The sequence below is a fragment of the Micromonospora rifamycinica genome (assembly GCF_900090265.1).
GTDB classification, from domain to species: Bacteria; Actinomycetota; Actinomycetes; order Mycobacteriales; family Micromonosporaceae; genus Micromonospora; species Micromonospora rifamycinica.
In genome coordinates, this window is record NZ_LT607752.1 from 1,225,956 (window position 1) to 1,250,898 (window position 24,943).

The following is a 24,943-nucleotide window of genomic DNA, read 5'->3' on the forward strand; positions in this document are numbered from 1 at the left end:
GCGGTCACCGGGCCGCCGCCTCGACCAGCCGGCGAGCGGCCCGGGGGTGACCCGCCCAGTGGGTGTGCAGGTAGGAGGCGTGCACCTGGCCGGTGACGAAACCGTGGCCGGTGCCGTCCCAGTGCCAGGCGGGCCGGTCGCCGTGCCCGGGGTCGGTGACGGTGCGGTGGAACTCGTGGCCGCGTACCGGCTCACCGGCCGGGTGGACCGGGGAGTCGGTGGCGGCGACCGCCTCGCGGTAGCCGAGGGTGAGCCGGCCGGTCATCCGGGCGTGGTGGTCGAGCCGGCCGCACATCGGCACCCCGTCCAGGGAACGGCCGAGGTAGAGCAGCCCGGCGCACTCGGCGACCACCGGTCCGGCGAAGTCGGCCAGCTCGGCGCGGAGCCCGGTGTTGGCGCTCAGCGCCTCCACGTGCACCTCGGGGAAGCCGCCACCGATGACCACCGCCCGGGTGCCGGCGGGCAGGGCCGGATCCCGCAGCGGGTCGAACGGCGCCACCGTCGCCCCGGCCGCGGTGAGCAGTTCGGTGGTCTCGGCGTACGAGAAGGTGAAGGCCGCTCCGGCGGCGACCGCGACGACCGGACGGTCCCCGCCGGTCGGGCCGCCGACGGCCGTCACCGGATCCCAGGCGTCCACTGTCAACGGGGGTGCGCTGCGGGCCAGGGCGAGCACCGCGTCGAGGTCGACGGTGGCCTCGACGAGCCCGGCGAGCGCCTCGACCACGGCCAGCGACTCCGGGGCCCGTTCGGCGACCGGCACCAGCCCCAGGTGCCGGGCCGGCGCGGCCACCTCGACGGCCCGGGTGACCGCCCCGAGCACCGGCACGTCCACCTCGGCCAGCGCGTCGCGCAGCAGGGTCTCGTGCCGGGGCGAGCCGACCCGGTTGAGGATCACCCCGCCGATCCGTACCGCCGGGTCGAAGGCGCGCATGCCGAGCACCAGCGCGGCGGCCGACCGCCCCTGCGCGGTGGTGTCCAGGACCAGCAGCACGGGCGCGTCGACCAGTGTGGCGACGTGGGCGGTGGAGGCGTACCCGGCCCGGCCGACCGCCCCGTCGTGCAGCCCCATCACCCCTTCGACCACCGCGACGTCGGCGGGGACGGGGACGCTCGCGCCGTGCCGCAGCAGCGGGACGACCAACTCCTCGCCGACCAGCCACGGGTCCAGGTTGCGGCCGGGACGACCGGCGGCGAGCGCGTGGTACCCGGGGTCGATGTAGTCGGGGCCGACCTTGTGCGGGCTGACCGCGAGACCCCGACGGCGCAGCGCGGCGAGCAGACCGGTGGTCACCGTGGTCTTGCCGTGCCCACTGGCCGGGGCGGCGACCACCAGCCGCGGCAGTGCCGTCACCACTCGATGCCCTTCTGGCCCTTCTGGCCGGCGTCCATCGGGTGCTTGACCTTGGTCAGCTCGGCGACCAGGTCGGCCGCCCCGACCAGGCGCGGGTCGGCGTCCCGGCCGGTGATCACCACGTGCTGGAAGCCGGGTCGGTGGGTGAGGGTGTCGACCACCTCGTCGACGTCCACCCAGCCCCACTTCATCGGGTAGGTGAACTCGTCCAGGACGTACAGGCCGTAGCGCTCCGCGGCCAGGTCGCGCTGGATCTGCCGCCAGCCCTCCAGGGCGTCGGCGGCGTGGTCGGCCTCGCCGCCGCGCTGGATCCACGACCAGCCCTCGCCCATCTTGTGCCAGGCGACCGGGGCACCCTGGCCGGTGTCGGCGTGCACCTGCCCCAGTGCCCGGAAGGCGTTCTCCTCGCCGACCCGCCACTTGGCGCTCTTGACGAACTGGAACACCCCGATCGGCAGCCCGGCCGTCCAGGCCCGCAGCGCCAGGCCGAAGGCGGCGGTGGACTTCCCCTTCATCTGTCCGGTGTGGACGATGGTGAGCGGGCGGTGCCGCCGCTGTCGGGTGGTCAACCCGTCGGCGGGCACGTGCTCCGGCTTTCCCTGTGGCATCAGCGCACCCTTCCGGGCGATCCGACGGTGGCGAGACCGGCCAGCGGGTCGGCGGCCACCGTGTCGAGATGGTGATGGGCCGCGCCGAGCTGGCCGGCGAGCCGGCGGGCCAGGTGCAGCCGGACCGGACCGGCCTCGCAGTCGACCACCACGCACGGCGCACCGGTGGCGGCCAGGACGGCCGCGGCCCGCGCCGACCGCTCCAGCGGCCGGGTGCCGGCGGTGGCCCGGCCGTCGGTGACCACCAGCACCAGCGGGCGCCGTCGCGGATCTCGCAGCCGCTGCACCCGCAGCAGGTCGGCGGCGGCGAGCAACCCCTCCGCCAGCGGGGTACGCCCGCCGGTGGGCAGCTCGGCCAGTCGCGCCGAGGCGGCCAGCACCGAGGAGGTCGCCGGCAGCACCACCTGTGCGCCAGTGCCCCGGAAGGCGACCACCGCCACCGTGTCCCGGCGCTGGTAGGCGTCGGTGAGCAGGGCGAGCACCGCGCCCTTCACCGCCGACATCCGCTGCCGCGCCCCCATCGACCCGCTGGCGTCGACCACGAACAGCACCAGGTTGCCCTCGCGGCCCTCCCGGACCGCCTCCCGCAGGTCGTCGGGGCGCACCAGCAGCCGGCCCCCGCGCCGGCCCCGCCCGGCCTGGTGCGGGGCGGCGGCGCGCAGGGTCGCCGGCAGGTGCACCGCGGCGGGCCGACCGGCCGGCACCCGCGCGCCGGTGGTCCGCCCCCGCCCGGTCCGGGCCCGCGACCGCCGGCCGGGCACCCCGTCACCCACCCCCGGCGCGGTGAACAACCGGGCCGTCATCCCCCGCTGGGGTACGGCCACCGAGGACCCACCGGCCGCCGGCTCACCGGCGTCCGCGCCGCCGCCCGGCCGACCGGGCCGTCCCGCACCGCCCTCGGACCGGTCGGACCCGGCCCCGGACGGTCCCGACCACCCGTCGGCCCGGGAGTCGTCGCCCTGGTCCGGCCCACTGTCGCGGAGGTCCCGGTCGTGGGTCGACCGGTCCCCGGCGGGACGCTCGTCGGCGGTGTCCGCCGGTCCGCCGCGGTGGTCACCGCCGGCGTGCGGCCCGTCAGCGCCGGGGTACCGCCGGTCGGCACCGGGTCCACCCGGGCCGGTCCCGCCGGTCGGAGGGCCGCCCGGTCCACCCGGGCCGGAGCCGTCCGGCCCGTCGGAGGGGTCGTCCGGGCCGGACGGGCCGGTGCCGGGCGGCTCGTCGTCGGGGTACTCGTCGCGGGCCCGCTGCAACGCCTCGTCGAGGCGCTTCTCGTCCAGGCCCGGGGTGTCGAACGGGTCGCGGCGACGGCGGTGCGGCAGGGCGAGCCGGGCGGCGACCCGTACGTCGTCGGCGGTCACCCGGTCCCGGCCCTGCCAGGCGGCGTGCGCCACCGCGGTGCGGGCGGTGACGATGTCGGCGCGCATCCCGTCGACGTCGAACGCGGCACAGACCTCGGCGATCTGCCGCAGCGCGGCGTCGGGCAGCAGCACCCGGTCGAGCCGGCCCCGGGCGGCGGCGACCCGGGCGGCCACCTCGGCGTCGGCAGCGGCCCACCGGGCGGCGAACCCGGCCGGATCGGCGTCGGCGGCGAGCCGTCGGCGCACCACCTCCACCCGGACGGCCGGATCACGGCTGGCGGCCACCTCGACGGTGAGCCCGAACCGGTCCAGCAGCTGCGGACGCAGCTCCCCCTCCTCCGGGTTCATCGTGCCGACCAGCAGGAACCGGGCGGCATGGCTCACCGAGACCCCTTCCCGCTCGACGTGGCAGCGGCCCATCGCCGCGGCGTCCAGGAGCAGGTCGACCAGATGGTCGTGGAGCAGGTTCACCTCGTCGACGTAGAGCACCCCCCGGTGTGCGGCGGCGAGCAGGCCGGGCTCGAAGGCGCGTACCCCCTCGGCGAGGGCCTTCTCCAGGTCGAGCGAGCCCACCACCCGGTCCTCGGCGGCGCCGACCGGCAGCTCCACCAACCGGGCCGGCCGCCGCTCGACCGGCCCGGCCGCCGGGTGCGGGCCGTCCGGGCAGGTCGGGTCGGGGGCGGCCGGGTCGCAGCCGAACCGGCAGCCGGCGACCCGGTCCACCGGCGGGAGCAGGGCGGCCAGGGCGCGCACGGCGGTCGACTTGGCGGTCCCCTTCTCGCCCCGGACGAGCACCCCGCCGATCGCCGGGCTGACCGCGTTGAGCAGCAGCGCCAGCCGCATATCGTCCATCCCCAGCACGGCCGAGAACGGGTAGCCGCCCCCGTCACTCCGCACCCCCACAGGCTCACTCCTCGCGCTCACCGTGGTCCTTCCGTTCGCGACTGCGGGGCTCGCAAACCCGGCTCACTCCTCGCGCTCACCGTGGTCCTTCCGTTCGCGACTGCGGGGCTCGCAAACCCGGCTCACTCCTCGCGCTCACCGTGGTCCTTCCGTTCGCGACTGCGGGGCTCGCAAACCCGGCTCACTCCTCGCGCTCACTGTCGCTCCTCCAGGTCGCCCTCGGTGGCCAGGTACGTCTCGCGGAGACGGTCCAGGGTGGCGGGGTCGGGTGCGGCCCACAGGCCCCGGTCGGCGGCCTCCAGCAGCCGTTCGGTGATGCCGCGCAGCGCCCACGGGTTCGACCGTTCCAGGAACTCCCGGGTCGGCTCGTCGAACAGGTACGCCTCGGCGAGCTGCTCGTACATCCAGTCGTCGACGACGCCGGCGGTGGCGTCGTAGCCGAACAGGTAGTCCACGGTGGCGGCCAGCTCGAACGCGCCCTTGTAGCCGTGCCGGCGCATCGCGGCGATCCACTTCGGGTTGACCACCCGGGCCCGGAACACCCGCCGGGTCTCCTCGCCGAGGGTGCGGGTGCGTACGTCGTGGGGCATCGCCGAGTCGCCCACGTAGGCGGCCGGGGCGGCCCCGGTCAGGTGCCGGACCATCGCCACCATCCCACCGTGGTACTGGAAGTAGTCGTCGGAGTCGACGATGTCGTGCTCGCGGGTGTCCTGGTTCTTGGCCGCCACCGCGATCCGGGCGAAGGAGCGTTCCATGTCGGCCCGTGCCTCCCGCCCGTCCAGCCCCCGGCCGTAGGCGTAGCCGCCCCAGACGGCGTACACCTCGGCGAGGTCGGCGTCGGTGCGCCAGCTCCGGGCGTCGATCAGCGGCAGCAGCCCCGCCCCGTACGCCCCCGGCTTGGAGCCGAAGATCCGGGCGGTGGCCCGCCGCTCGTCGCCGTGCGTGGCGAGGTCGGCGGCCACGTGCGCCCGCAGGTAGTTCTCCCCGGCCGGCTCGTCGAGGGCGGCGACCAGCCGGACGGCGTCGTCGAGCAGCGTGACGACGTGCGGGAAGGCGTCCCGGAAGAAGCCGGAGATGCGGACCGTCACGTCGACCCGGGGCCGGCCCAGCTCCGCCGTCGGCACCACCTCGACGCCGGTGACCCGCCGCGACCGGTCGTCCCACACCGGCCGGCAGCCGAGCAGGGCCAGCACCTCGGCGATGTCGTCGCCCTGGGTCCGCATGGCGCTGGTGCCCCAGACGGTCAACCCGACCGACCGGGGGTACTCCCCGGTGTCGGCGCGGTAGCGGGCGAGCAGCGACTCGGCCAGCGCCACCCCGACGTCCCAGGCGTTGCGGCTGGGGATCGCCTTCGGGTCGACCGAGTAGAAGTTGCGGCCGGTGGGGAGCACGTTGACCAGGCCCCGGGTGGGCGACCCGGACGGCCCCGGCGGCACGAACCGGCCGGCGAGCGCACCGAGGGTGTGGGTGATCTCGTCGGTGGTGCGGTCCAGCCGGGGCACCACCTCCCGGGCGGCGAAGCGGAGCACCTCGACGACGTCGGGGCAGCCGTCACCGGTCACCTCGGCGACCACCGCGTCGGCCCGGTCGGCGTCCCACCCGAGGGTCTCCATGCCGAGGACGAGCCGCCGGGCCAGCGCCTCGATCAGGTCCACGGCGTCGGCGGCGGTGACCGCCGGCCCGTCCACGACGTCGGTCAGCGCCGCCGGCACCGCCACCCGCGCCCCGGGCTCGGCGAGCAGCGCCTGCTCGTCCAGGCCATAGCCGGCGGCGAGGGCCTGCCGCAGGCCGGGCAGGGTGCGGGTGCCGCCCCACACCTGGGGGGCGCGCAGCACGGCGAGGACGAGGTTGACCCGGGCCTCCCCGGTGGGCACCTCGGCCAGGATGTGCAGTCCGTCGCGGATCTGCACGTCCTTGACCTCGCACAGGTAGCCGTCGAGGTGCAGCACGAAGTCGTCGAAGTCGTCGGCGGCGGGCATCGCCTCGGTGTGCAGGTCGTGGTGCAGTTCGGCGGCGCGCACCAGCTCCCAGATCTGGCCCCGGACCACCGGCACCTTCGCCGGGTCGAGCGCCTGCACGGTGGCGTACTCGTCCAGGAGCTGTTCGAGTTTCGCCAGGTCGCCGTAGGTCTCGGCGCGGGCCATCGGCGGCACCAGGTGGTCGACCACGACGGCGTGCGCCCGCCGCTTGGCCTGGGTGCCCTCGCCGGGATCGTTGACGATGAACGGGTAGACCAGTGGCAGGTCGCCCAGCACGGCGTCGGGGGCGCAGTCGGCGGCCAGCCCGAGGCCCTTGCCGGGCAGCCACTCCAGGGTGCCGTGCTTGCCGAGGTGCACCACCGCGTCCGCGCCGAAGCCGCCGTCGGCGACGGGTGCGGCCAGCCACCGGTACGCGGCCAGGTAGTGGTGGCTGGGTGGCAGGTCGGGGTCGTGGTAGATGGCGATCGGGTTCTCGCCGAAGCCGCGTGGCGGCTGGATCAGCAGGGTGACGTTGCCGAAGCGCAGCCCGGCCAGGACGATGTCCCCGCCGTCGGTGTAGAGCCCGCCGGGTGGCTCGCCCCAGTGTTCCCGGATCCGGTCCCGCAGGTCGGCCGGCACCTGGTCGAACCAGCGCCGGTAGGTCTCCCCGGGCACCCGGGCCTCGGCGGCGGACAACTGCTCCGGGGTGAGCCACTCGACGTCGTGGCCACCGGCGGCGATCAGCGCGTGGATCAGCGCATCGCCGTCGGTGGGCGGTGGCGCGTCGCCGAGGTGGTAGCCGGCGGCGGCGAGGGCGGCGAGCAGCCGCACCGCCGAGGCCGGGGTGTCCAGCCCGACGGCGTTGCCGACCCGGGAGTGTTTCGTCGGGTAGGAGCTGAGCACGATCGCCAGCCGCCGGTCGGCGGGCCGCAGGTGGCGCAGTCGGGCCTGCCGGACGGCTATCCCGGCGACCCGGGCGGCCCGCTCGGCGTCGGCGGCGTAGACCGACAGCCCGTCGGCGTCGATCCGTTTGAACGAGAACGGCACGGTGACGATCCGGCCGTCGAACTCGGGGATGGCCACCTGCATCGCCGCGTCCAGCGGGGAGAGCCCGGCGTCGCTGCCGGCCCACTGCTCGCGGGTGCTGGTCAGGCAGAGCGCCTGGATCACCGGCACGTCGAGGGCGGCCAGCGCGCCGACGTCCCAGGCGTCCTCGTCGCCGCCGCCGGAGGCGTCGGCGGCGACCGTCCCCCCGGCGGCGAGGACGGTGACGACGAGGGCGTCGCACCGGGCGAAGAGGTCCAGCGGTCCGTCGCCGGGGGTGAGCCCGCGCAGCGAGCCGCAGAAGATCGGCAGCGGGTCGCCGCCGGCCGCGTCGACCGCGTCGGCGAGGGTCTCGACGAAGCCGGTGTTGCCGGCCAGCGCGTGCGCCCGGTAGAAGACGATCCCCACCGTGGGCCGCCCGCCGCCGTCCGATGGTCCCCCGTGCCCGGTGGCCGGGCGGGGGGTGGGGCGGCGGTCGAGGATGCCGTAGGGCGGGGTGGGGGTGGGCGGGGCGAAGCCCTCGCCGGTGAGCAGGACCGTGTCGGAGAGGAACCGGGCCAGCTGGGCGAGGTTCTCCGCACCCCCTTCGACCAGGTAGGACAGGGCTTCGGTGGCCACTCCGGAGGGCACCGTCGAGGCCGCCATCAGCTCCGCGTCGGGCACCGCCTCGCCGCCGAGCACGATCGTGGGCACGCCGGAGCCGAGCACCGCGGCGAGGCCGTCCGGCCACGTCTGCCGCCCACCGAGCAGTCGTACCACGGCCAGGTCCACCCCGTCGAGCAGGGTCGGCACGGCGTCCAGCTCGACCCGGGTGGGGTTGGCGAGCCGGTAGTCGGCGGCGCTGGCGCGGGCGGCGAGCAGGTCGGTGTCGGCGGTGGACAGCAGCAGGATGTGCACGTGCGGCTCCGGAGAGTGACGAGCGGCTCGACCACGCGGCCGGGCCGGTCGGGGCGGGAGGGACGCCGGTCAGCGGCGACGGGGGTCAGGACCACCCCGCCGGACGGCGGGACGACCGGACCGGGCGTCAGCGGTGTCCAGCGGGCCAACCGACCCGGCGACGGCCGACGGTGGGAACGGTGCCGGCACGCGGCGGCACACGCTCGGCGATGCTGCGGGGATCACCGGCCGTCATCGGGCCGGTGGCGACGCTGCGCGTCATCGGGTCCTCCTCGGGTGTCCACGCCCTGGGGTTCTCTCCGACGGCCGAAGTATCCTGGCTCCCGGATCGACGCTCACCCCCGGCCTTCCAACCGCACACGCACGGTCGTGACCCACGAGGGGGGATCGCTCCCCGGTGACAGTGGCGGGACCGCGTCGGAATCGCACCGACTTCCTTCACTGCCGTCAGGCCGCGAATGCTGCCACACTCCTTACCCCGGGTCAACGGCGGCAGCCGGCCGGGCGGCGCTCCCGGCGCCCCCGTGACGAGGCCGAACAGCACCGACCGCCGCAGCCGTGCCGCTGGCGGCAGGTGGCTACGGCGGTCGGTGGTCGCGGCGGTCGGCGGGGGCGGCGATCGGCGGGGGCAGCGCTCAGTAGGGCAGCGCCCAGCGGGGGCGGCGGTCAGCGGGGGCGGCGGTCAGCGGGCGCGGCGCTCGGGGTGGAGCCGGTTCCAGGCGCGCATCCGCTCCGGATAGCCGATCTTCGCCGCCTCGTAGAGGGGCACCGCGTGCCGGTGGGCCAGCTTCGCCGCCGCCCGTGGGGAGCCGGTACGGCGGCGGATCCACTCCCCGTCGTGCGCGATCGCCACCACTGTGGTGTCGGTGGCGGTGGTCTCGGGTTCCAGATAGAACTCCACCCCACGGTGGGTGGTCACGAAGTCCGTCAACGCGGTCAGGTCCTCCCGGGTGGCCTCCCGGTCGAGCCTGGTCGGGATGCTCTCGGCGACCCAGGGCCGCCGGTGGATCCAGCCCATCTGCCCGCTCCTCTCCTCGGCGTCCCTCCAGTGCAGCATCCTTACCTGGTAGGACACTGCGAACTCGGTGACATTCTGCTGCGAACCCGTCACGACCGGTCGAGGGCGGTCAGGTCGTCGGGGGTGAGCCGCAGCGCGCCGGCGGCGACGTTCTCGACCAGGTGGGCCGGATCCCCGGTGCCGGGGATGGCCAGCACGTGCGGACCCTGGTGCAGGATCCAGGCGAGCCGTACCTGCTGCGGGGTGGCGTGGTGGGCGCGGGCGACGGTGAGGACCGCCGGGGCGTGGTCGGTGCGCGCCCCGCCCTCCCGGTTGGCCCCGGCCAACGCGAAGTACGGCACGTAGGCGATCCCCCGGGCGGCGCACTCGCGGATCAGGGCGTCCTGGTCACCGCGGTTGTCCAGCGCGTAGTTGTTCTGCACGCAGACCACCGGGGCGATGCCCTGCGCCTCGTCGAGGTGGTCGAGGCGGGCGTTGGACAGGCCCAGGTGCCGGATCAGTCCGGCGTCGCGCATCTCGGCCAGCGCGCCGAAGCGTTCCGCCATCGAGTCCGGTGGCGGGCGCCTGACGATCCGTAGGTTGACCAGGTCGAGGTGGTCGCGGCCCAGGCGACGCAGGTTCTCCTCCACCTGGGCGCGCAGCTGCGCCGGGCCGGCCTCCTCGTGCACGCCGAGGGCCGGGTCGTACCGGATGCCGACCTTGGTGGCGACGACCAGGTGTTCCGGGTACGGGGCGAGCGCGGCGCGGATCAGCTCGGTGGCGTACCGGGCGGGGCCGGTGCCGACCCCCAGCGTGCCACCCGGCGAGACGTAGAAGGCGGCGGTGTCGAGGTGGTCGATCCCCAGGTCGACGGCCTGGCGCAGCAGGCGCACCGCCCGGTCCCGGTCGGGGTGCACGGTGATCCGCATGGTGCCGAACCCCAGTCGGTGCACGGTGCGGTCACCCAGGGTCCAGCGGTCCGCCGCTGCGGCGGTGATCTCGGTCGGCATCCGGCGACCCTAGCCAGCACCGGCCGCCCGGGTGATCGGGCGCGCAGCCGATACCGGTGACGGTCGGTGACTGCTAGCTTTTTACTGTCGGCGCGGTGGGCTTCGGGCCGGCGGGCGGGCGGGTCGCCGGCACCAGGGCCAGCGTCGGGATCAGCAGCACCGGCACCACCAGCAGCGCGTGCAGGATGCCGACCCGGTCACCGAGCAGACCCAGCAGCGGCGGGCTGGCCAGGAACGACGTGTAGCCGATCACCGCGACGACGCTGACCCGGGCCGGCGCCCGGTCCTCCTCGTCGGCGGCGGCGCTCATCCCGACCGGGAAGCCGAGGGACGCGCCGAGCCCCCAGAGGACCACCCCGACGACGGCGAGCGGGCCGGAACCGGCCAGCACCGCCAGCAGCGAGCCGGCGGCGGCGAGCAGGATCGTGCCGATCAGCACCGGCACCCGACCCCAGCGGTCGATGGCCACGGTGCCGGCGGTCCGGCCGATGGTCATACCGGCGACGAAGACCCCGAAGACGGCGGCGCCGGCGGCCTCGCTGACCCCGTAGCCGTCGACGAAGGCGACCGCCAGCCAGTCGTTCGCGCTGCCCTCGGTGAACGCCATCACCAGCACCAGCGCGCCGATGAGCAGGGTGCGCGGTTCCCGCCAGGCCGCGAGCAGGCCGCCGCGACGGGTCGACCCGTCCTCGGCGTGCCCGGCGGGCAGGAACCGGCTGGCGCCGAGCAGGGTGCCGCCGAGCACCAGCGCCGCCAGCACCGCGAGGTGGACGCTGATCGGCACCCCGAGCCGGGCCGCGCCGGCACCGAGGCCCGCGCCGGCCACCGAGCCGAGGCTCCAGGCGGCGTGGAACCGGGGCAGGATGGTGCGACCCAGTCGTTTCTCGACCGCCGCGCCCTCGACGTTCATCGCCACGTCGCAGGTGCCGGAGCCGTAGCCGAGGGCGAACAGGCCGACCGCGACGCCGGGCAGTGACTCGAACGGGCCGGCGGCGAGGCCCACTCCGGCCAGCCCGGCCGCGACCAGCACCGTCGAGCCGACCGCGGTGCGGGCCGGGCCGAACCGCTGGGTCACCAGGCCGGCGCTGGTCAGCGCCAGCACCGCGCCGCCGGACATGGCCAGCAGCAGCAGCCCGAGCCGGCCGGCGCTGAGGCCGAGCGCCTCACGGACCGCGGGAACCCGGGCGAACCAGGTGGCCACGGCGAGCCCGTTGAGGGCGAAGACCACGGTGACGCCGTTGCGGGCGGCCAGCACCGCTGCGGGTACGGTGCTGGGGGGCGGGCTGGTTACGCTCACGAGGGTGGGGTCCTTCCAGGTACGACGTTCCCGCCGTTGATCCCACACCGGATCGGTCACGCCCACAAGCGGTATGCGCTCCTTACCACAGGCGCGTCAGACCGCGGGCAGCCCGAGCGCCTCGTCCACCCGGGCCAACACGGCGGCGTCGTCGTCGGCGCGTACCCCGCGCAGCAGGTCGATGGCGGTGGCCCGGATCTGACCGATGATCATCGCCAGCGGCAGGCTCTGGCCGGGGGTGAAGAGCCGCCCGGCGGTCCGCACCGCCGCCAGGGCGGCCCGGTCGGCGTCCTCCGCGTGCCGGTCGCCGGCCTCCTCCGCGCCCTCCAGGTCGGCCGCGAGCGCCCGACCGGCCGCCTCGACCGCCCGGGACAGGTCGCGCAGCGCGGCGCCCAGCTCGGGCGGGACGGGGGTGGGCAGCCGGCTGAACGTCACCCCCGCCCTGGCCAGCACCCGGACGTTGCGGACCGCGTAGTCGAGCTGGCCAATGGAGGCGTCCACGCTGCGGAGCCGGCCGATGTGCCGGCGACGGCGGACGTGCAGCCGGACCGCCTCACCGGCGGCGAGGACGGCATCGCGCAGCGGCTCCACGTCGAGCTGCCGGGCCTGCTCCAGGGCGGCCACCGCGGCGGGCGCGTCGTGCCGGTCGAGGGCGGCGGCCACCTGCTCCAGCACCGCGGCGAGGTCGTCGAAGGTCCGCCAGAACGCGGCGACCAGCGGGGCGAGCGGCCGGCGGACGTCGATGAGCTGGCTGGCCACCACCGCCACCCCGCCACCGATCAACGCGTCGACGAACCGGAACGGCACCAGCGACTCGGTGACCGGGGAGACCACCACCAGGTAGAGGGCGGAGACGGCGGCCTGCACCACCGAGACGGTGCTCGCCCCGATCGCGACCGCGAGGGCGATGGTGAGCAGGATGACCGTGAAGACCGTCCAGGTGGTACGCGGCCCGAGGGCCTGGACCACCAGGTCGGCGACGAGCACACCGGCAGCCACCCCGAGCACCACCTCGACCGCGCGGCGCACCCGCTGACCCCGCGCCTGACCGAGAACGATCAGGGCGGCGGCCGGGGCGAAGAAGGGCTGCGGGTGGCCGACGATCCGGGTGGCCAGCACCCAGGCCACGGTGGCCGCCAGGGTCGTCTCGACGACCGGCCGCCAGCCGTCACGCAGCCGGCCGGCGGCGGTCCGCAACCAGCTCCACCGCAGCATGCCGCCTCCTCGGGTCGCCCCTCACGCTACGGCCCGCGCCGGGAGCACCCCGACCCGGCACGGCACTGCTGGCCAGCGCGGGGAGCTGGGCGTCGGCGACGTGGGCCGGGTCAGCGAGCCGTCCGGCCGGCGCGGCGTCCACCGGGCGCCGGTCGACGTGGTGTCAGGGCACGTGCGCGAGGTACGCGTCGATGGTGGCGGCGAGGATGTCCGGGCCGGGCCGGGACCAGAGCGAGGCCTGGAACACCTCGACCTCGACCGGCCCGGTGTACCCGGCGGCGTCGACCGCCTCGCGCAGCCGGCGCAGCTCCACGCAGCCCTCGCCGGGCAGCGCCCGACCGAGCAGCACCCCCTCCGGCAGCGGGGTCACCCAGTCCGCCACCTGGAACGCGGCGATCCGGTCACCGGCGCGGGCGAGCTGCGCGTACACCGTGTCGTCCCACCACACGTGGTAGGTGTCGACCACCACCCCGACCACCGCCGGGTCGAAGCGTTCGGCGATGTCGAGCGCCTGTCCGAGGGTGGCGATCACGCACCGGTCGGCGCTGAACATCGGGTGCAGCGGCTCGATGGCCAGCCGTACCCCGGCCGCCGCCGCCTCGTCGGCGAGCGCGGCGACCGCGTCGGTGACCTGTCGCCGGGCCCCGTCGAGGTCGCGGCTGCCGGCGGGCAGTCCACCGGAGACCAGGACGAGTTCCCGGGTGCCGAGGGTGGCCGCCTCCTCGATGGCCCGCCGGTTCTCGTCCCACCAGTCCGGGGTGGTGAAGAACCCACCCCGGCACAGTGAGGTGACGGTCAGCCCGGCGGAGCGGACCAGCCGCGCCGCCCGGTCGAGGCCGTACTCCTGGACGGGTTCCCGCCACAGCCCGATGCCGGTCACGCCGGCCGCCGCGCAGCCGGCGACCGCCTCGGCCAGCGGCCAGTGCTGGGCGGTGGCCTGGTTGAACGAGAACCGCTCCAGCCCGGGGGCCGGCGTCACCCGCCCGGCCGGCGTCGCCCCACCGGCCGGCGTGTCACCACTGGGCAGCGCGGGGGCGGTCACTGGGTCACCCCGGCGACCGTGAGGTAGGCCCGCGCCCGCGCGGCGGCCAGCTCCGCGTCGGGGAGCAACCCGGCGTCGTCGGCGAGGACGAGCAGCCGGGCCAGGTGCGCCGGGGAGCGGCCGGACTGCTGTCCGGCCAGCATGGTGAAGTGCTCCTGGTGCCCGGCCAGCCAGGCCAGGAACACGATGCCGGTCTTGTAGAACCAGGTGGGCGTGGCGAACAGGTGCCGGGCCAGCGGCAGGGTCGGGGCGAACGCCGCGTCGTAGCGGTCCGGGTCACCGGCGTCGAGGGCGGCGAGGGCGGTGGCGGCGGCCGGGGCGATGGCGGCGAAGACGCCGAGCAGCGCGTCGGAGTGGCCCTGCGCGTCCCCCCGGATCAGCTCCGGGTAGTGGAAGTCGTCGCCGGTGTAGAGGCGTACCCCGGCGGGCAGCCGGCGGCGCAGCGCGACCTCCCGGTCGGCGTCGAGCAGGGACACCTTGATCCCGTCGACCCGGCCCTGATGCTGCTTGATCAGGTGCAGCACCGTCTCGGTGGCCTCGTCGAGGTCGGCCGAGCCCCAGTAGCCGGCCAGCGCCGGGTCGAACATGTCGCCGAGCCAGTGCAGCACCACCGGCTGGTCGGCGGCGGTGAGCAGCTCGTCGTACACCCGCAGGTAGTCGTCGGGGCCGGTGGCGGCGGCGGCCAGGTGCCGGCTGCACATCAGCACCGGCCGGGCTCCGGCGGCGCTGACCTCGGCGAGCTGCTCGGCGTAGGCCCGGGTCACCTGGGGCAGCGTCGCCGGCCCGGGTGGGAGCTGGTCGGTGGCGACCCCGGCGACGATCCGGCCGCCGACCGCGCGGGCCTCGGCGGCGCTGCGCCGGATCAGCTCCCGGGTGGCCGGGTGGTCCAGGCCCGCGCCGCGCTGCGCGGTGTCCATCGCCTCGGCCACCCCGAGGCCGTACGACCAGAGGTGGTGCCGGAAGGCGAGCGTGCCCTCCCAGTCGACGGCGGCCGGGGCGCCCGGGACGTTCTCCGCGCGCGGGTCGGCGACGACGTGCGCGGCGGCGTACGCCACCCGGCTGGTGGCCGGGCCGGCGGGCCGGGCGTGGCCCGCGCCCCCGCGCAGCCGGTGGGTGCTGCCGTCGGGCAGCCGGACGGCGGTCACCGGGACAGCTCCGGCACCTCGACCCGGCGGCCCTCGCGGGCCGAGCGCAGGCCCAGTTCGGCGAGTTGCACGCCGCGCGCCCCGGCCAGGAAGTCCCAGCTGAACGGGGCGCCGGTGACGACGTGCCGTAGGAACGCCTCCCACTGGGCCTTGAAGCCGTTGTCGAACTCCTCGTTGTCGGGCACCTCGGTCCACTGTGCCCGGAAGTCCTCGGTGGTGGGCAGGTCCGGGTTCCAGACCGGCATCGGGGTGACCGCCCGGTGCTGCACCCGGCAGCGGCGCAGTCCGGCGACGGCGCTGCCCTCGGTGCCGTCGACGTGGAACTCGACGAGTTCATCGCGGTGCACCCGGGTGGTCCAGGACGAGTTGAGCGCCGCGACCACCCCGCCGTCGAGTTCGAAGATGCCGTACGCGGCGTCGTCGGCGGTGGCCCGGTAGGGCCGGCCGGCCTCGTCGACCCGCTGCGGCACGTGGGTGGCGGCGACGCAGGTGACCGCCCGGACCGGGGCGAACAACTCCTCCAGCACGTACTGCCAGTGCGGGAACATGTCCATCACGATGCCGCCGCCGTCCTCGGCGCGGTAGTTCCACGACGGCCGCTGGGCGGGCTGCCAGTCGCCCTCGAAGACCCAGTAGCCGAACTCGCCGCGGACGGACAGGATGCGGCCGAAGAAGCCGCCGTCGATGAGCCGCTTGAGCTTGCGCAGCCCGGGCAGGAAGAGCTTGTCCTGCACGACACCGGTGCGGATGCCTGCGGCGTCGGCGGCCCGGACCAGTTCCAGTGCGGCGGCGCTGGACTCGGCGAGCGGCTTCTCGGTGTAGACGTGCTTGCCGGCCTCGATGGCCTGGCGGATCGCCTTCTCCCGCTGCTGGGTCACCTGGGCGTCGAAGTAGATCTCGGCGTCGTCGCGGGCCAGGGCGGCGGCGAGGTCGGTGGTCCAGTCGGTGAGGCCGTGCCGTTCCGCGACCGCCCGCAGCCGGGTCTCGTCCCGGCCGACCAGGATCGGCTCGGGCCAGATCCGGGTGCCGTCGCCGAGCGCCAGGCCGCCCTGCTCGCGGAGGGCGAGCAGGGAGCGGACCAGGTGCTGGCGGTAGCCCATCCGACCGGTGACGCCGTTGACGATGATGCCGATCGACCTTCGGGTCATGGTCGTTCTTCCCCTTCTGCCACACGTGGGTAAGCGCTTTCCTAGCAGCCTAGGTGGCAGCCCGACCACGGGGCAAGGGCCGGCCCGGACCGTTGCGGTAACCTGTCCGCTACCGCGCGCCCCGGCCCGGGGCCGGACACTTTCGGGGGTGCCCATGGCGACGCTGGCCGATGTCGCCCGCCGGGCCGGGGTCTCCCCCGCCACCGCCTCCCGGGTGATCAACGGCAGCAGCAAGCCGGTCGCCGACCGGCTGCGCGAACGGGTGCTGCGGGCCGTCGCCGAGCTGCGCTACGTCCCCAACGCGCACGCCCAGCTGCTGGCCCGGCCGCAGCGCAGCGTGGTCGGCGTGGTGGTGCACGACGTCTCCGACCCCTACTTCGCCGAGCTGACCCGGGGCCTGCAACGGGTCGCCACCGACCACGGCCGGCTGGTCATCATCTGCAACAGCTACCGCGACCCGGAACGCGAGCTGGAGTACGTCGAGATGCTCCGCGCCCAGCAGGTCGCCGCGATCGTGCTGGCCGGGTCCGGCTACCACGACGCCACCTTCACCGCCCGGCTCGCCGAGAAGCTGGCCGCCTACCAGGCCACCGGCGGCCGGGTCGCGGTGGTCGGCCGGCACGAGCACCCGGGCGACGCGGTGATGCCGGCCAACTCCGACGGCGGCCGGCTGCTCGGCGCGGAGCTGCTGCGCCAGGGGCACACCCGGATCGGGGTGGTCGCCGGCCCCCGGGTGCTCACCACCATCACCGACCGGCTCGACGGGCTGCGCGCCGCGCTCGCCGACGGCGGCCACCCGCTGCCCGAGGAGCGGATCCGGTACGCCGACTTCGACCGCGACGGTGGCGCCCGCGCGGCCGGCGAACTGCTCGACGCCGTCCCCGGGCTGACCGCCCTGGTGGCGTTGAACGACTCGATGGCCGTCGGCGCGCTGACCCTGCTGCGCGCCCGCGACGTCCCGGTCCCCGGACGGGTGTCCGTGGTGGGCTTCGACGACATGCCGGTCGCCGCCGACGTCACCCCGGCGCTGACCACCGTCCGGCTGCCGCTGGTGGAGCTGGGCGCGCGGGCGATGACCCTGGCCCTCGGCCCGGCCACCGACCGGTCCCGGGTGGAGGTGCTGCCGGCCACCCTGGTCGTCCGGGACAGCCTCGGCCCGGCCCCGGCCTGATCCGCGCCGGGGCCACCGCGCAGCGGTGGATCCGCCCACCGGCTCAGGCCGGCGTGGCGGCCAGCTCGGCGAGCCGGTCGATCTGCCGGGGGTCGGACAACGCCGAACCCACCGCCACCACCCGCACCCCGGCGGCGAGGAAGTCGGCGGCGTTACCCGCGTCGATCCCCCCGGTCGCCACGAACCGCAGCTCGGGCAGCGGGCCGGCGACCGCCTTGAACCACTGTGGGCCGAGACTGACGGCGGGGAACGCCTTGAGCCAGATCAGCCCGTGGTCGAGCGCCTGCTGCGCCTCGGTCGGGGTGGCCACCCCGGGCAGGTGCGGGATGCCGTAGCTGACCGCCGCGTCGGCCACCGCCAGGTCCAGCCCGGGGGCGACGGTGAAGGCCGCCCCGGCGCTGGCGGCCTGCCGTACCTGGGCGGGGGTCCGCACCGTGCCGGCCCCGACCCGGCGGCCCCGGTCCTTGCCGGCCTCCACCGCCGCCCGCAGGGCGAGCGTGGCGTCCGGGGTGCGGATCGGCACCTCGACCACGTCGATGCCGAGGTCCCAGGCCCGTTCGGCGAGCCGGACGGTCTCCATCGGCGGCAGGTCGCGCAGGATCACCATCACCCGCGCGGTGCCGAACAGCGGTGCGAAGTCGTGCGCGGTCATCGACCGTTCCTTCCGGTGGCGGTGGTGGTGAGCAGGCCGACGCCCACCGGGTCGAGGCTGGCCCAGTCCGGTGCCGGCAGCGCGAGGAGCCGATCGGCCAGGGCTCGGCGGGGCGGCGGGGCGGTGTCCCCCGCCACGGTCAGCGTGGGGGCCGCGCAGAGATGCCCGAGCCGCAGGCAGCGGCCCAGGTCGAGACCGCGCAGCAGCCCCGACAGGAAGCCGGCGGCGAAGGCGTCGCCGGCCCCGACCGGCTCGTGCACCGGCACCCGCAGGGCGGGGACGAAGACGTCCGGTCCGGTGCAGGGCAGCGCGGTGACGCCGACGTCGGCGTCCTTGACCACCACCAGGTCCGGGCCGGGCAGCAGGTCACGCACCGCGGCCGGGTCGGTGACGCCCCACAGGGCGCCCGCCTCGTCCAGCCCGACCAGCACCACGTCGGCGGCGTCGGCGAGCCCGCGCAGCACCGGCGCGGCGACCTCGGCCGACCAGAGCCGGGCCCGGTGGTTGACGTCGAAGGCGACCCGGGCGGCGGGCAAGGGCCGGTCGGCGACGGCCCGGCGGACCAGGGCCGCGCAGGACGGCGAGAGGGCGGCGGTCACCCCGGACAGGTGCAGCAGCCGGACCCCGGCCAGCCCCGGGTCGTCCAGCACCTGCGGGCCGAGCCGGGAGGCCGCCGAGCCGGACCGGTAGTAGTGCACGGCGGTGCCGCCGGGCGTCGGGTCCTTGAGGTAGACGCCGGTCGGCGCGGCCGGGTCGACGGCGACCAGGCTGGTGTCCACCCCGGCGGCGGCGACGTGCCGCAGCACCCGCCGGCCGAACGGGTCGTCGCCGACCCGGCTCACCCACGCCGTCCGGTGGCCGAGCCGGGCGAGCGCGGAGGCCACGTTGGACTCGGCGCCGCCGACCGAGACGCCCAAGCGGTCGGCGGCCTCCAGCGGCCCGGTCGGCTCCGGGCTGAGCACCACCATCGACTCACCGACGGTGACCACCTCCGGCCCGACCGGCGGCCCCGGGTCCGGCCGGTCGGTGGTCACGCCGACTCCGCGGCGGCGAGCAGGGCGGTCACGCCGGCCCGGTCACGTACCCCGTCGGCGACCAGCACCCGGTGCTGCCCGGTCCGCCGGCCCCCGGCGGGCACCACCGCCGGCCGGTCGAAGGCGAAGGCCACGCAGACCCCCGGGTACATCGCCGTCCGCACGAACCACCGGTCGCCCAGCCCGAGCCCGGTGAAGACCAGGGTGTACGCCCCACCGCCGGGCGCGACACCGGTCAGCGCCACCCAGCGGGCGGCACTGCCGTTGGCCGCCTGCTCCCCGTCGGCGTCCATGGTGAACGCCGTCGGCTCGCCCTCGGCGACCGCCCGCCAGAAGAACCCGCCGTAGCCGGCCCCACCGGGTCGGCCGTTGGTGGCCGGGCTGCCCAGCGGGACGTCCCGTTGGGCCGGGGCGGTGAGGGTGTAGTCGACGTCGAGCGCCCAGGCGTCCGCCGTCACCGGGGTCGCGGCGAGCCGGCGGTGCTCGGTGAGCAGCACCCCGCCGGCCCGGTCGCGCCACTGCAACGTGTGCGCCAACCGGTCCGGGGTGCGCTCGCGCCACTGCGTGTGCGCGATCACCCCGTGGTCGTCGCGCCAGGTGTAGCCGGTGCCGCGCACGTACGTCCGGCCACCCCACAGGTTGGTGCCGTCGACGTCCTGCACGGCCAGCGACGCCCCGAGGTGCCAGACGTGGTCGGCGGGGAACGCGTCGGTGACCGGGGTGCCGGCCAGCGTCCGCACCGGGTGCAGGTAGGGCCGGGGACCGTGCCGGGGATCCAGGTCGGGACGGACCACGTACCGGGCCACCTCGACGTCGCCGAGGTGCAGTGCGGGATCGTCGTCGCCCGGGTCGGCCGGGTGCGGGTCGGCCCCGGCCTGACGCGGGACCGACCCGGTCGGGTCCGGGTCGGCGCGGGTCGGGCTGGGCTGCGGGTGACCGGTCACGGTGCCTCCATCCGGGGGGCGGGACGGCGGGCGGCGACGGCGTGCAGGGCGGCCAGCGCATAACCGGCCAGGATCGGCACCGCCACCGGGGTGACCAGTATCCCCAACAGTGCGGCCACCGCGCAGACCCCGCCGGCCGCCGCCCAGGTCCCCGGCCGGGCCAGGCCGGTCCGGGCGGCGGCGCGGGCCGCGTCCCGCCAGCCCCGCCCGCCGGTTCGGCCGACCGCGACCACGGTCAGTCCGGCGTACCCGGCCAGCGCGGCGGTGACCACGGCGGTGCCGGCCAGCGCGACCCCGCCCCCGGGCACCCGGCCGGTGGCCAGGGCGACCAGGTCGACGCCGAGCGCGACGGCGACGGCCACCCCGACGGCGCTGGCGGCCAGGCCGGAGGGAAGCGCCCGACCGAACCGGGACAGTGTGGTGCGCAGGTCCGGCCAGCCGCCGAGGGTCAGCCGGTCGTGCAGGGCGGCGCTGGCGGCGGCCAGGGCCGGGGCGAGGGTGAGCACCGGCAGCGCGGCCAGCGTCACGGCGAACCCGAGCAGCGCCAGGTCGGTGGCGTCGCGCAGGGTGTCCCGCCAGTCCCGGCGCGGGGGTGCCTCGGCCGGCTCCGTCACCCCGACGGCGGTCATCCCTTCAGCCCGCTGGTGTTGATGCCCTCGACCAGCATCCGCTGGAAGGCCAGGAAGAACAGGAAGACCGGCAGCAGCGACAGCACCGACATGGCGAACATCGGGCCGACCGCGCTCTGGCTGGTGGAGTCGATGAACAGGGTCAGCGCCACCGGCACCGTGTAGTCGTCCAGGCTGGACAGGAAGACCAGTTGCCGGAAGAAGTCGTTCCAGGTCCAGATGAACGAGAAGATCGCCGTGGTGACCAGCGCCGGGCGGCTCAGCGGCAGGATGACGTGCCGGAAGATGCCGTACGGGCTGGCCCCGTCGATCTTGGCGGCCTCGTCCAGTTCGCGCGGGATGCCCCGCATGAACTGCACCATCAGGAACACGAAGAACGCCTCGGTGGCCAGGAACTGCGGGATGAGCAGCGGCAGGTAGGGCCACTCCCCGCCGACCAGGCCGAGGCTGCGGAACAGGATGTACTGCGGCACGATCAGCACGTGCCCGGGGAGCAGCAGGGTGCCGATCATGACGGCGAACCAGATCCCCCGCAGCCGGAACCGCAACCTCGCGAAGGCGTACGCGGCGAGCAGGCAGGAGACCGCGTTGCCGACCACGGTCAGCAGGCTGACCATGGCGCTGTTGAGGAAGAAGGTGCCGAAGCTGAGGTCGAAGTTGCCCCAGCCGGCGGTGTAGTTGCCCGGGGTGAACCGCTCGGGCAGCAGGCCGATGTTGTTGACGATCTCTTCCTGCGACTTGACCGAGGTGCCCAGCATCCACAGCAGCGGGTAGAGCACCACCGCCACGATCACCACCAGCACGAGCAGCCGTACGGCCTGCCGGCCGCGCTGCCGGCGGCGGCCGGGCCGCCGCGCCGTCGAGGTCACCGCCACCATCACTTCTCCCCGTCGGCGTAGTGCACCCAGAACCGCCCGGTGCTGAAGAAGATCGCGGTGATCAGGCCGATCGCGATCAGGAAGACCCAGGCCATCGCCGAGGCGTAGCCCATCTCCAGGTCGGTGAAGCCGGAGATGTAGAGCTTCAGGGTGTACATCAGGGTGGAGTCGACCGGCCCGCCGGTGCCGTTGCTGAGCACGAACGCGGCGGTGAAGCCCTGGAAGCCGTTGATCGTCTCCAGCACCAGGTTGAAGAAGATGACCGGGGAGAGCATCGGCAGGGTGACGTGCCAGAACTGCGACCACCGGCCGGCGCCGTCGACGGAGGCCGCCTCGTACAGCTCGGTGGGCACCTGCTTGAGCCCGGCCAGGAAGATCACCATCGGGGCGCCGAACTGCCAGATGGCCAGCACCATCAGGGTCTGCAACGCCCAGTCCGGGTCGCTGACCCAGGGCAGCCCCTCGATGCCGAACAGCGCGAGGAACGAGTTGAACGCGCCGTCCCGGTTGAACATGTTGACCCAGACGATGGCCAGCGCGACGCTGCCGCCGAGCAGCGACGGCAGGTAGAACAGCGCCCGGAACAGCCCCACCCCCCGCCACGCCTTGTTGAGCAGCATCGCCACGCCGAGCGCGGCGGCCAGCTTCAACGGCACGGCCACCAGGGCGAAGGTCAACGTCACCCGGACCGCGTGCCAGTACGACGGGTCGGCGGTGAACATCCGCTCGTAGTTGGCCAGCCCGACCCACTCCACCTCGGACAGCGGGGTGAGGATGTCGTAGTTGGTGAAGCTCAGCCAGAGCGAGAGCAGCATCGGGACCGCCGTGACGCCCATCAGTCCGATGAGCCACGGCGAGAGGAATACGTAACCCGCCAGTCCTTCCGCGTGCCGGTCCCGCCCGGCCCGACGCCGGTTGGCGTGGGGCCGGGCGGGACCGGTGCGTCCGGTCCGGCCGGGTGCCGTGGTGAGGGCCACGGGTCCGGCTCCTTTCGTCGACCGCGACGGGTCGGTCAGGCGATCGCGGACTTGCAGGCGGCGATGAACTGCTCGGCCGCCTGCGCCGGGCTGGCCCGCTGGTACTGGACGTTCTCGGCGGCCTTGACCAGCTCGGACTTGACCTTGCTGTGCCCCTTGATCGGCACCTGCGGGGACTGGCCGAACTTCTGCGCCAGCTCGGACTCGACCTGGATGGACTGCTTCATCGCCGGGTCGGTCACCGTCTGGCTGACCGTGGCCCGCAGGTCCATGTTGGACGGCAGGCCCCGGTCGGTGCCGAGCAACGCCACCGCCTCCGGGTCGTTGGCCAGGAAGTTGATCACGTCGACCGCGGTGTCCCGGTGCTTGCTGCCCTTGAACACCGACCAGTACATCGAGGCGCGGGCCCACTGGGCGCTCGGGTCACCGGGGTAGGCGACCACGCCCAGCTCGTCCTTGGTGTTCTTCTTCAGGTCCGGCATCTGGTTGACCCAGACCCAGGAGGTCGCGGCCTTGCCGGTGACCACGAGCTGCTTGGTCACGTCGCTGGCGTTGCCCTCGTGGATCACGTCGGCGGTCGGGGTGGCGCCCCGGTCCCGGGCGCCCTTCCACAGGGTGAACCACGTCGTCACGTCCGCGGCGGTGAAGCCCAGCTCGTTGCCGTTGTAGAGGTCCTTGCCCTGCTGGCGCAGCCAGACCCAGAACGCCTTGTAGTCGGCGCTCGGGTCCTGGGTGCCGGGGACCTTGGCCTTCTTGGCCACCTGCTCGGCCCAGGCGATGTGCTCCTCCCAGCTCTGGCCGGTGGTCGGCTCGGGCAGGCCGTTCCTGGTCAGCAGGGTCTTGTTGTAGACCAGGCCCTGGGTGTTCTCGCCGGCGGCAACCCCGGCCAGCTTGCCGTCCACCACGCCGTACTCGAGCAGGCTCTTGGGGAACTTCGACACGTCCAGCTTGCCGGAGTCCTGGTAGCTCTTGAGGTCGAGCACGGTGCTGCGGCCGGCGTACTCGGCCAGGTAGTTGTCGTCGATCTGGAACAGGTCCGGCGGGTTGCCGCCGGCGGTCAGGGTGGCCAGCTTGTCGAAGTAGCCCTGGTTGGCCTGCCAGGTCTTCTCGAACGTCACGTCCGGGTGCTTCTTGGTGTAGAGGGCGAGGGCGTCCTCGGTGAGCTTGGCCCGCGCCTCACCGCCCCACCAGAAGACCGAGAGCTTGACCTGGCCGCCGTCGCCGGCGGAGTCGTCGTCGCCGCAGGCCGCCGCGCCGAACATCAGCGGTACGGCGACGACGGCGGCGACCATGCCGTGCAGGAATCGACGGCGGGGTGCGGGGGTACGGTGGGGCGGTTCGGCCGGCGTGCCGGCGGTGGGGGACGTTGCGGGGTGCATCTGCGCTCACTCCTCGGGTTAGGAGGCGACGACGCCACCGGTGGTCACGGTCGGGCCGCCCGGGTCCGCAAGGCGATGCGGGCCCGGGCCATCCGGAACGGAGCCGGGACGGGATCGACCGGGTGCAGGTCCGGTCGAGTCGCGAATGACCAGTTCGGTCTGGAGCAGTACCTGTGCGGTGGTGCGACGGTCGCCGACGGCCGCTGCCCGTCCCCCGCCGCGTGGGCGGGGTTCGGAGTCGTGCTGCAGCAGCATGTCGACGGCCGTCCGGCCGGCGGCCGCGGTCGGCGTGGCCACCGTCGTCAACTTGGGGCGGGTGAGTCGGCTCAGCGCGATGTCGTCGACCCCGATCACGCTGACGTCCTGCGGCACCCGGACGCCGAGGTGGTCGAGCCCCTCGATCAGCCCGATCGCCATCAGGTCGTTGTAGGCGAGCACGGCGGTGACGCCGCTGCGGCGGACCTGTTCGGCCAGCGCGCTGCCGCCGGTCTCGGTGGGCGGGTTCGGCCCGAGCACGGTCAGCTCGGCCCCGCCGGTGCGGGCGGCGGCCCCGGCCGCCCGGCGCATCTGCTGGTTGGTCCAGGACCCGCGCGGGCCGCCGAGCAGGGCGAGCCGCCGGTGGCCGAGGCCGAGCAGGTGGTCGATCGCGGCCCGGGCACCCTGGCCGACGTCCATCACCACGCAGGGCAGCCCGGTGACCTGGCGGTTTATCACCACCACCGGGACCTCGCGGCTGACCTGCTCGATCAGCGCGTTGCTCATCCGGGGGCTGCACAGCAGCACCCCGTCGACCTGCTTGGCCAGCGCGTGGACCAGCTCCTCCTCGGCGGCCGGATCCTCGTTGGTGTCGGCCACGAAGACGTGGTAGTCGCGGTGCCGGGCCTGCCCCTCGGCCGCCTTGATCAACGGCGGGAAGAACGGGTTGGCGATGTCGGCGATGATCAGACCGATGTTGTGGGTCCGCCCGGTGATCAGGGCGCGGGCGGCCCGGTTGGGCCGGTAGCCGAGGTCCTCGGCGCAGGCCAGCACCCGGACCCGGGTCTCCGGGTTGACCAGGTGCGGCGCCGAGAAGGTGCGGGAGACGGTGGAGATGTGCACGCCCGAGGCCCGCGCGACGTCGCGGATGGTGGCTGGCACGGGCGGCCCTCTCGTCGATGGTGTGGTCGGGGTCACGTGGGTGCCGCCAATTAATGCAAACGGTTGCTCCACTGTCAACGGGAGTTCGTTACGGATCGATTGCAGGGAGGCTCTCCCCATGCCCCCTTAAGCCCATGAATCGGGATCTATGACGCGGGATTGGCATCGA

Annotated in this window: 20 protein-coding genes and 1 riboswitch; of the genes, 1 reads left to right on the top strand and 19 read right to left on the bottom strand. The window is 75.0% G+C overall.

Annotation, left to right across the window (positions count from 1 at the left end; translation table 11 throughout):
- Positions 1-4 precede the first annotated feature (4 nt).
- The 11 genes from GA0070623_RS05230 to GA0070623_RS05280 all read right to left on the bottom strand — a co-directional run bounded on the left by GA0070623_RS05230 (position 5) and on the right by GA0070623_RS05280 (position 15,973).
- Entirely contained in the window at positions 5-1,351 is a 1,347-nt protein-coding gene (locus GA0070623_RS05230) for a cobyrinate a,c-diamide synthase (protein WP_407937967.1), read from the bottom strand.
- Positions 1,348-1,959, bottom strand: coding sequence for a cob(I)yrinic acid a,c-diamide adenosyltransferase (gene cobO, locus GA0070623_RS05235; RefSeq protein WP_067312625.1), 612 nt, complete (start codon positions 1,957-1,959; stop codon positions 1,348-1,350). Before cobO ends, GA0070623_RS05230 begins: the two co-directional genes overlap by 4 nt.
- The gene (locus GA0070623_RS05240) at positions 1,959-4,169 is read right to left on the bottom strand and encodes a VWA domain-containing protein (protein ID WP_089004265.1); all 2,211 of its coding nucleotides are present in this window, start codon (positions 4,167-4,169) and stop codon (positions 1,959-1,961) included. Before GA0070623_RS05240 ends, cobO begins: the two co-directional genes overlap by 1 nt.
- Before the next feature lie 245 nt (positions 4,170-4,414).
- A complete protein-coding gene (gene cobN / locus GA0070623_RS05245; RefSeq protein ID WP_067308113.1) occupies positions 4,415-8,119 on the bottom strand; it encodes a cobaltochelatase subunit CobN in 3,705 nt (1,234 codons plus the stop codon).
- A 287-nt stretch (positions 8,120-8,406) separates the two neighbouring features.
- Positions 8,407-8,583, bottom strand: a riboswitch (cobalamin riboswitch).
- Between the two features lie 218 nt (positions 8,584-8,801).
- Positions 8,802-9,137, bottom strand: a complete 336-nt coding sequence (locus GA0070623_RS05250; protein WP_067308110.1) for a hypothetical protein — start codon at positions 9,135-9,137, stop codon at positions 8,802-8,804.
- An 89-nt stretch (positions 9,138-9,226) separates the two neighbouring features.
- On the bottom strand, positions 9,227-10,126 hold the full coding sequence (locus GA0070623_RS05255) for an aldo/keto reductase (protein ID WP_067308107.1): 900 nt from the start codon (positions 10,124-10,126) through the stop codon (positions 9,227-9,229).
- 73 nt (positions 10,127-10,199) lie between these two features.
- A complete protein-coding gene (locus tag GA0070623_RS05260; RefSeq protein WP_084261296.1) occupies positions 10,200-11,423 on the bottom strand; it encodes an MFS transporter in 1,224 nt (407 codons plus the stop codon).
- A gap of 96 nt (positions 11,424-11,519) precedes the next feature.
- Entirely contained in the window at positions 11,520-12,638 is a 1,119-nt protein-coding gene (locus tag GA0070623_RS05265) for an FUSC family protein (protein ID WP_067308105.1), read from the bottom strand.
- 163 nt (positions 12,639-12,801) lie between these two features.
- Complete coding sequence (locus tag GA0070623_RS05270) at positions 12,802-13,599, bottom strand: sugar phosphate isomerase/epimerase family protein (protein WP_067308132.1); 798 nt, start codon at positions 13,597-13,599, stop codon at positions 12,802-12,804.
- A gap of 77 nt (positions 13,600-13,676) precedes the next feature.
- A complete protein-coding gene (locus GA0070623_RS05275) occupies positions 13,677-14,825 on the bottom strand; it encodes a dihydrodipicolinate synthase family protein (protein WP_084261295.1) in 1,149 nt (382 codons plus the stop codon).
- Positions 14,822-15,973, bottom strand: coding sequence for a Gfo/Idh/MocA family protein (locus GA0070623_RS05280; RefSeq protein WP_067308102.1), 1,152 nt, complete (start codon positions 15,971-15,973; stop codon positions 14,822-14,824). The genes GA0070623_RS05275 and GA0070623_RS05280 overlap by 4 nt, the downstream gene beginning before the upstream one ends.
- 154 nt (positions 15,974-16,127) lie before the next feature.
- Between GA0070623_RS05280 and GA0070623_RS05285 the strand changes: the two genes are divergently transcribed.
- A complete protein-coding gene (locus tag GA0070623_RS05285; protein WP_067308099.1) occupies positions 16,128-17,144 on the top strand; it encodes a LacI family DNA-binding transcriptional regulator in 1,017 nt (338 codons plus the stop codon).
- Between the two features lie 43 nt (positions 17,145-17,187).
- On the opposite strand, the gene GA0070623_RS05290 is transcribed toward GA0070623_RS05285, so the two are convergent.
- From GA0070623_RS05290 to GA0070623_RS05325, 8 genes are read right to left on the bottom strand one after another with little or no spacing between them, the layout of a single operon-like run.
- Positions 17,188-17,796: a bifunctional 4-hydroxy-2-oxoglutarate aldolase/2-dehydro-3-deoxy-phosphogluconate aldolase gene (locus tag GA0070623_RS05290; protein ID WP_067308097.1), complete on the bottom strand. Its 609-nt coding sequence runs from the start codon at positions 17,794-17,796 to the stop codon at positions 17,188-17,190.
- Positions 17,793-18,830 carry a sugar kinase gene (locus GA0070623_RS05295; RefSeq protein ID WP_231932668.1) on the bottom strand — a complete coding sequence of 346 codons (1,038 nt, stop codon included), beginning with the start codon at positions 18,828-18,830 and terminating at the stop codon, positions 17,793-17,795. The genes GA0070623_RS05290 and GA0070623_RS05295 overlap by 4 nt, the downstream gene beginning before the upstream one ends.
- The gene (locus tag GA0070623_RS05300) at positions 18,827-19,774 is read right to left on the bottom strand and encodes a DUF6807 domain-containing protein (RefSeq protein WP_089003916.1); all 948 of its coding nucleotides are present in this window, start codon (positions 19,772-19,774) and stop codon (positions 18,827-18,829) included. Before GA0070623_RS05300 ends, GA0070623_RS05295 begins: the two co-directional genes overlap by 4 nt.
- Positions 19,771-20,403 (bottom strand): hypothetical protein, encoded by a 633-nt coding sequence (locus GA0070623_RS05305; RefSeq protein WP_067308094.1) that lies wholly within the window; start codon positions 20,401-20,403, stop codon positions 19,771-19,773. The genes GA0070623_RS05300 and GA0070623_RS05305 overlap by 4 nt, the downstream gene beginning before the upstream one ends.
- Entirely contained in the window at positions 20,400-21,281 is an 882-nt protein-coding gene (locus tag GA0070623_RS05310; RefSeq protein WP_067308091.1) for a carbohydrate ABC transporter permease, read from the bottom strand. The genes GA0070623_RS05305 and GA0070623_RS05310 overlap by 4 nt, the downstream gene beginning before the upstream one ends.
- A complete protein-coding gene (locus GA0070623_RS05315; protein ID WP_089003917.1) occupies positions 21,281-22,258 on the bottom strand; it encodes a carbohydrate ABC transporter permease in 978 nt (325 codons plus the stop codon). Before GA0070623_RS05315 ends, GA0070623_RS05310 begins: the two co-directional genes overlap by 1 nt.
- Positions 22,259-22,293: 35 nt before the next feature.
- Positions 22,294-23,637 (bottom strand): ABC transporter substrate-binding protein, encoded by a 1,344-nt coding sequence (locus tag GA0070623_RS05320; RefSeq protein ID WP_067308086.1) that lies wholly within the window; start codon positions 23,635-23,637, stop codon positions 22,294-22,296.
- 18 nt (positions 23,638-23,655) lie between these two features.
- A complete protein-coding gene (locus tag GA0070623_RS05325; protein WP_067308083.1) occupies positions 23,656-24,774 on the bottom strand; it encodes a LacI family DNA-binding transcriptional regulator in 1,119 nt (372 codons plus the stop codon).
- Positions 24,775-24,943: the final 169 nt, after the last annotated feature.

Bases quoted from the DNA above. Each gene is read 5' to 3' on its own strand.
- cobO (WP_067312625.1), bottom strand. From the start codon at position 1,959: ATGCCACAGGGAAAGCCGGAGCACGTGCCCGCCGACGGGTTGACCACC.
- GA0070623_RS05240 (WP_089004265.1), bottom strand. From the start codon at position 4,169: ATGGACGATATGCGGCTGGCGCTGCTGCTCAACGCGGTCAGCCCGGCG.
- GA0070623_RS05250 (WP_067308110.1), bottom strand. From the start codon at position 9,137: ATGGGCTGGATCCACCGGCGGCCCTGGGTCGCCGAGAGCATCCCGACC.
- GA0070623_RS05255 (WP_067308107.1), bottom strand. From the start codon at position 10,126: ATGCCGACCGAGATCACCGCCGCAGCGGCGGACCGCTGGACCCTGGGT.
- GA0070623_RS05265 (WP_067308105.1), bottom strand. From the start codon at position 12,638: ATGCTGCGGTGGAGCTGGTTGCGGACCGCCGCCGGCCGGCTGCGTGAC.
- GA0070623_RS05280 (WP_067308102.1), bottom strand. From the start codon at position 15,973: ATGACCCGAAGGTCGATCGGCATCATCGTCAACGGCGTCACCGGTCGG.
- GA0070623_RS05285 (WP_067308099.1), top strand. From the start codon at position 16,128: ATGGCGACGCTGGCCGATGTCGCCCGCCGGGCCGGGGTCTCCCCCGCC.
- GA0070623_RS05290 (WP_067308097.1), bottom strand. From the start codon at position 17,796: ATGACCGCGCACGACTTCGCACCGCTGTTCGGCACCGCGCGGGTGATG.
- GA0070623_RS05305 (WP_067308094.1), bottom strand. From the start codon at position 20,403: ATGACCGCCGTCGGGGTGACGGAGCCGGCCGAGGCACCCCCGCGCCGG.
- GA0070623_RS05310 (WP_067308091.1), bottom strand. From the start codon at position 21,281: ATGGTGGCGGTGACCTCGACGGCGCGGCGGCCCGGCCGCCGCCGGCAG.
- GA0070623_RS05320 (WP_067308086.1), bottom strand. From the start codon at position 23,637: ATGCACCCCGCAACGTCCCCCACCGCCGGCACGCCGGCCGAACCGCCC.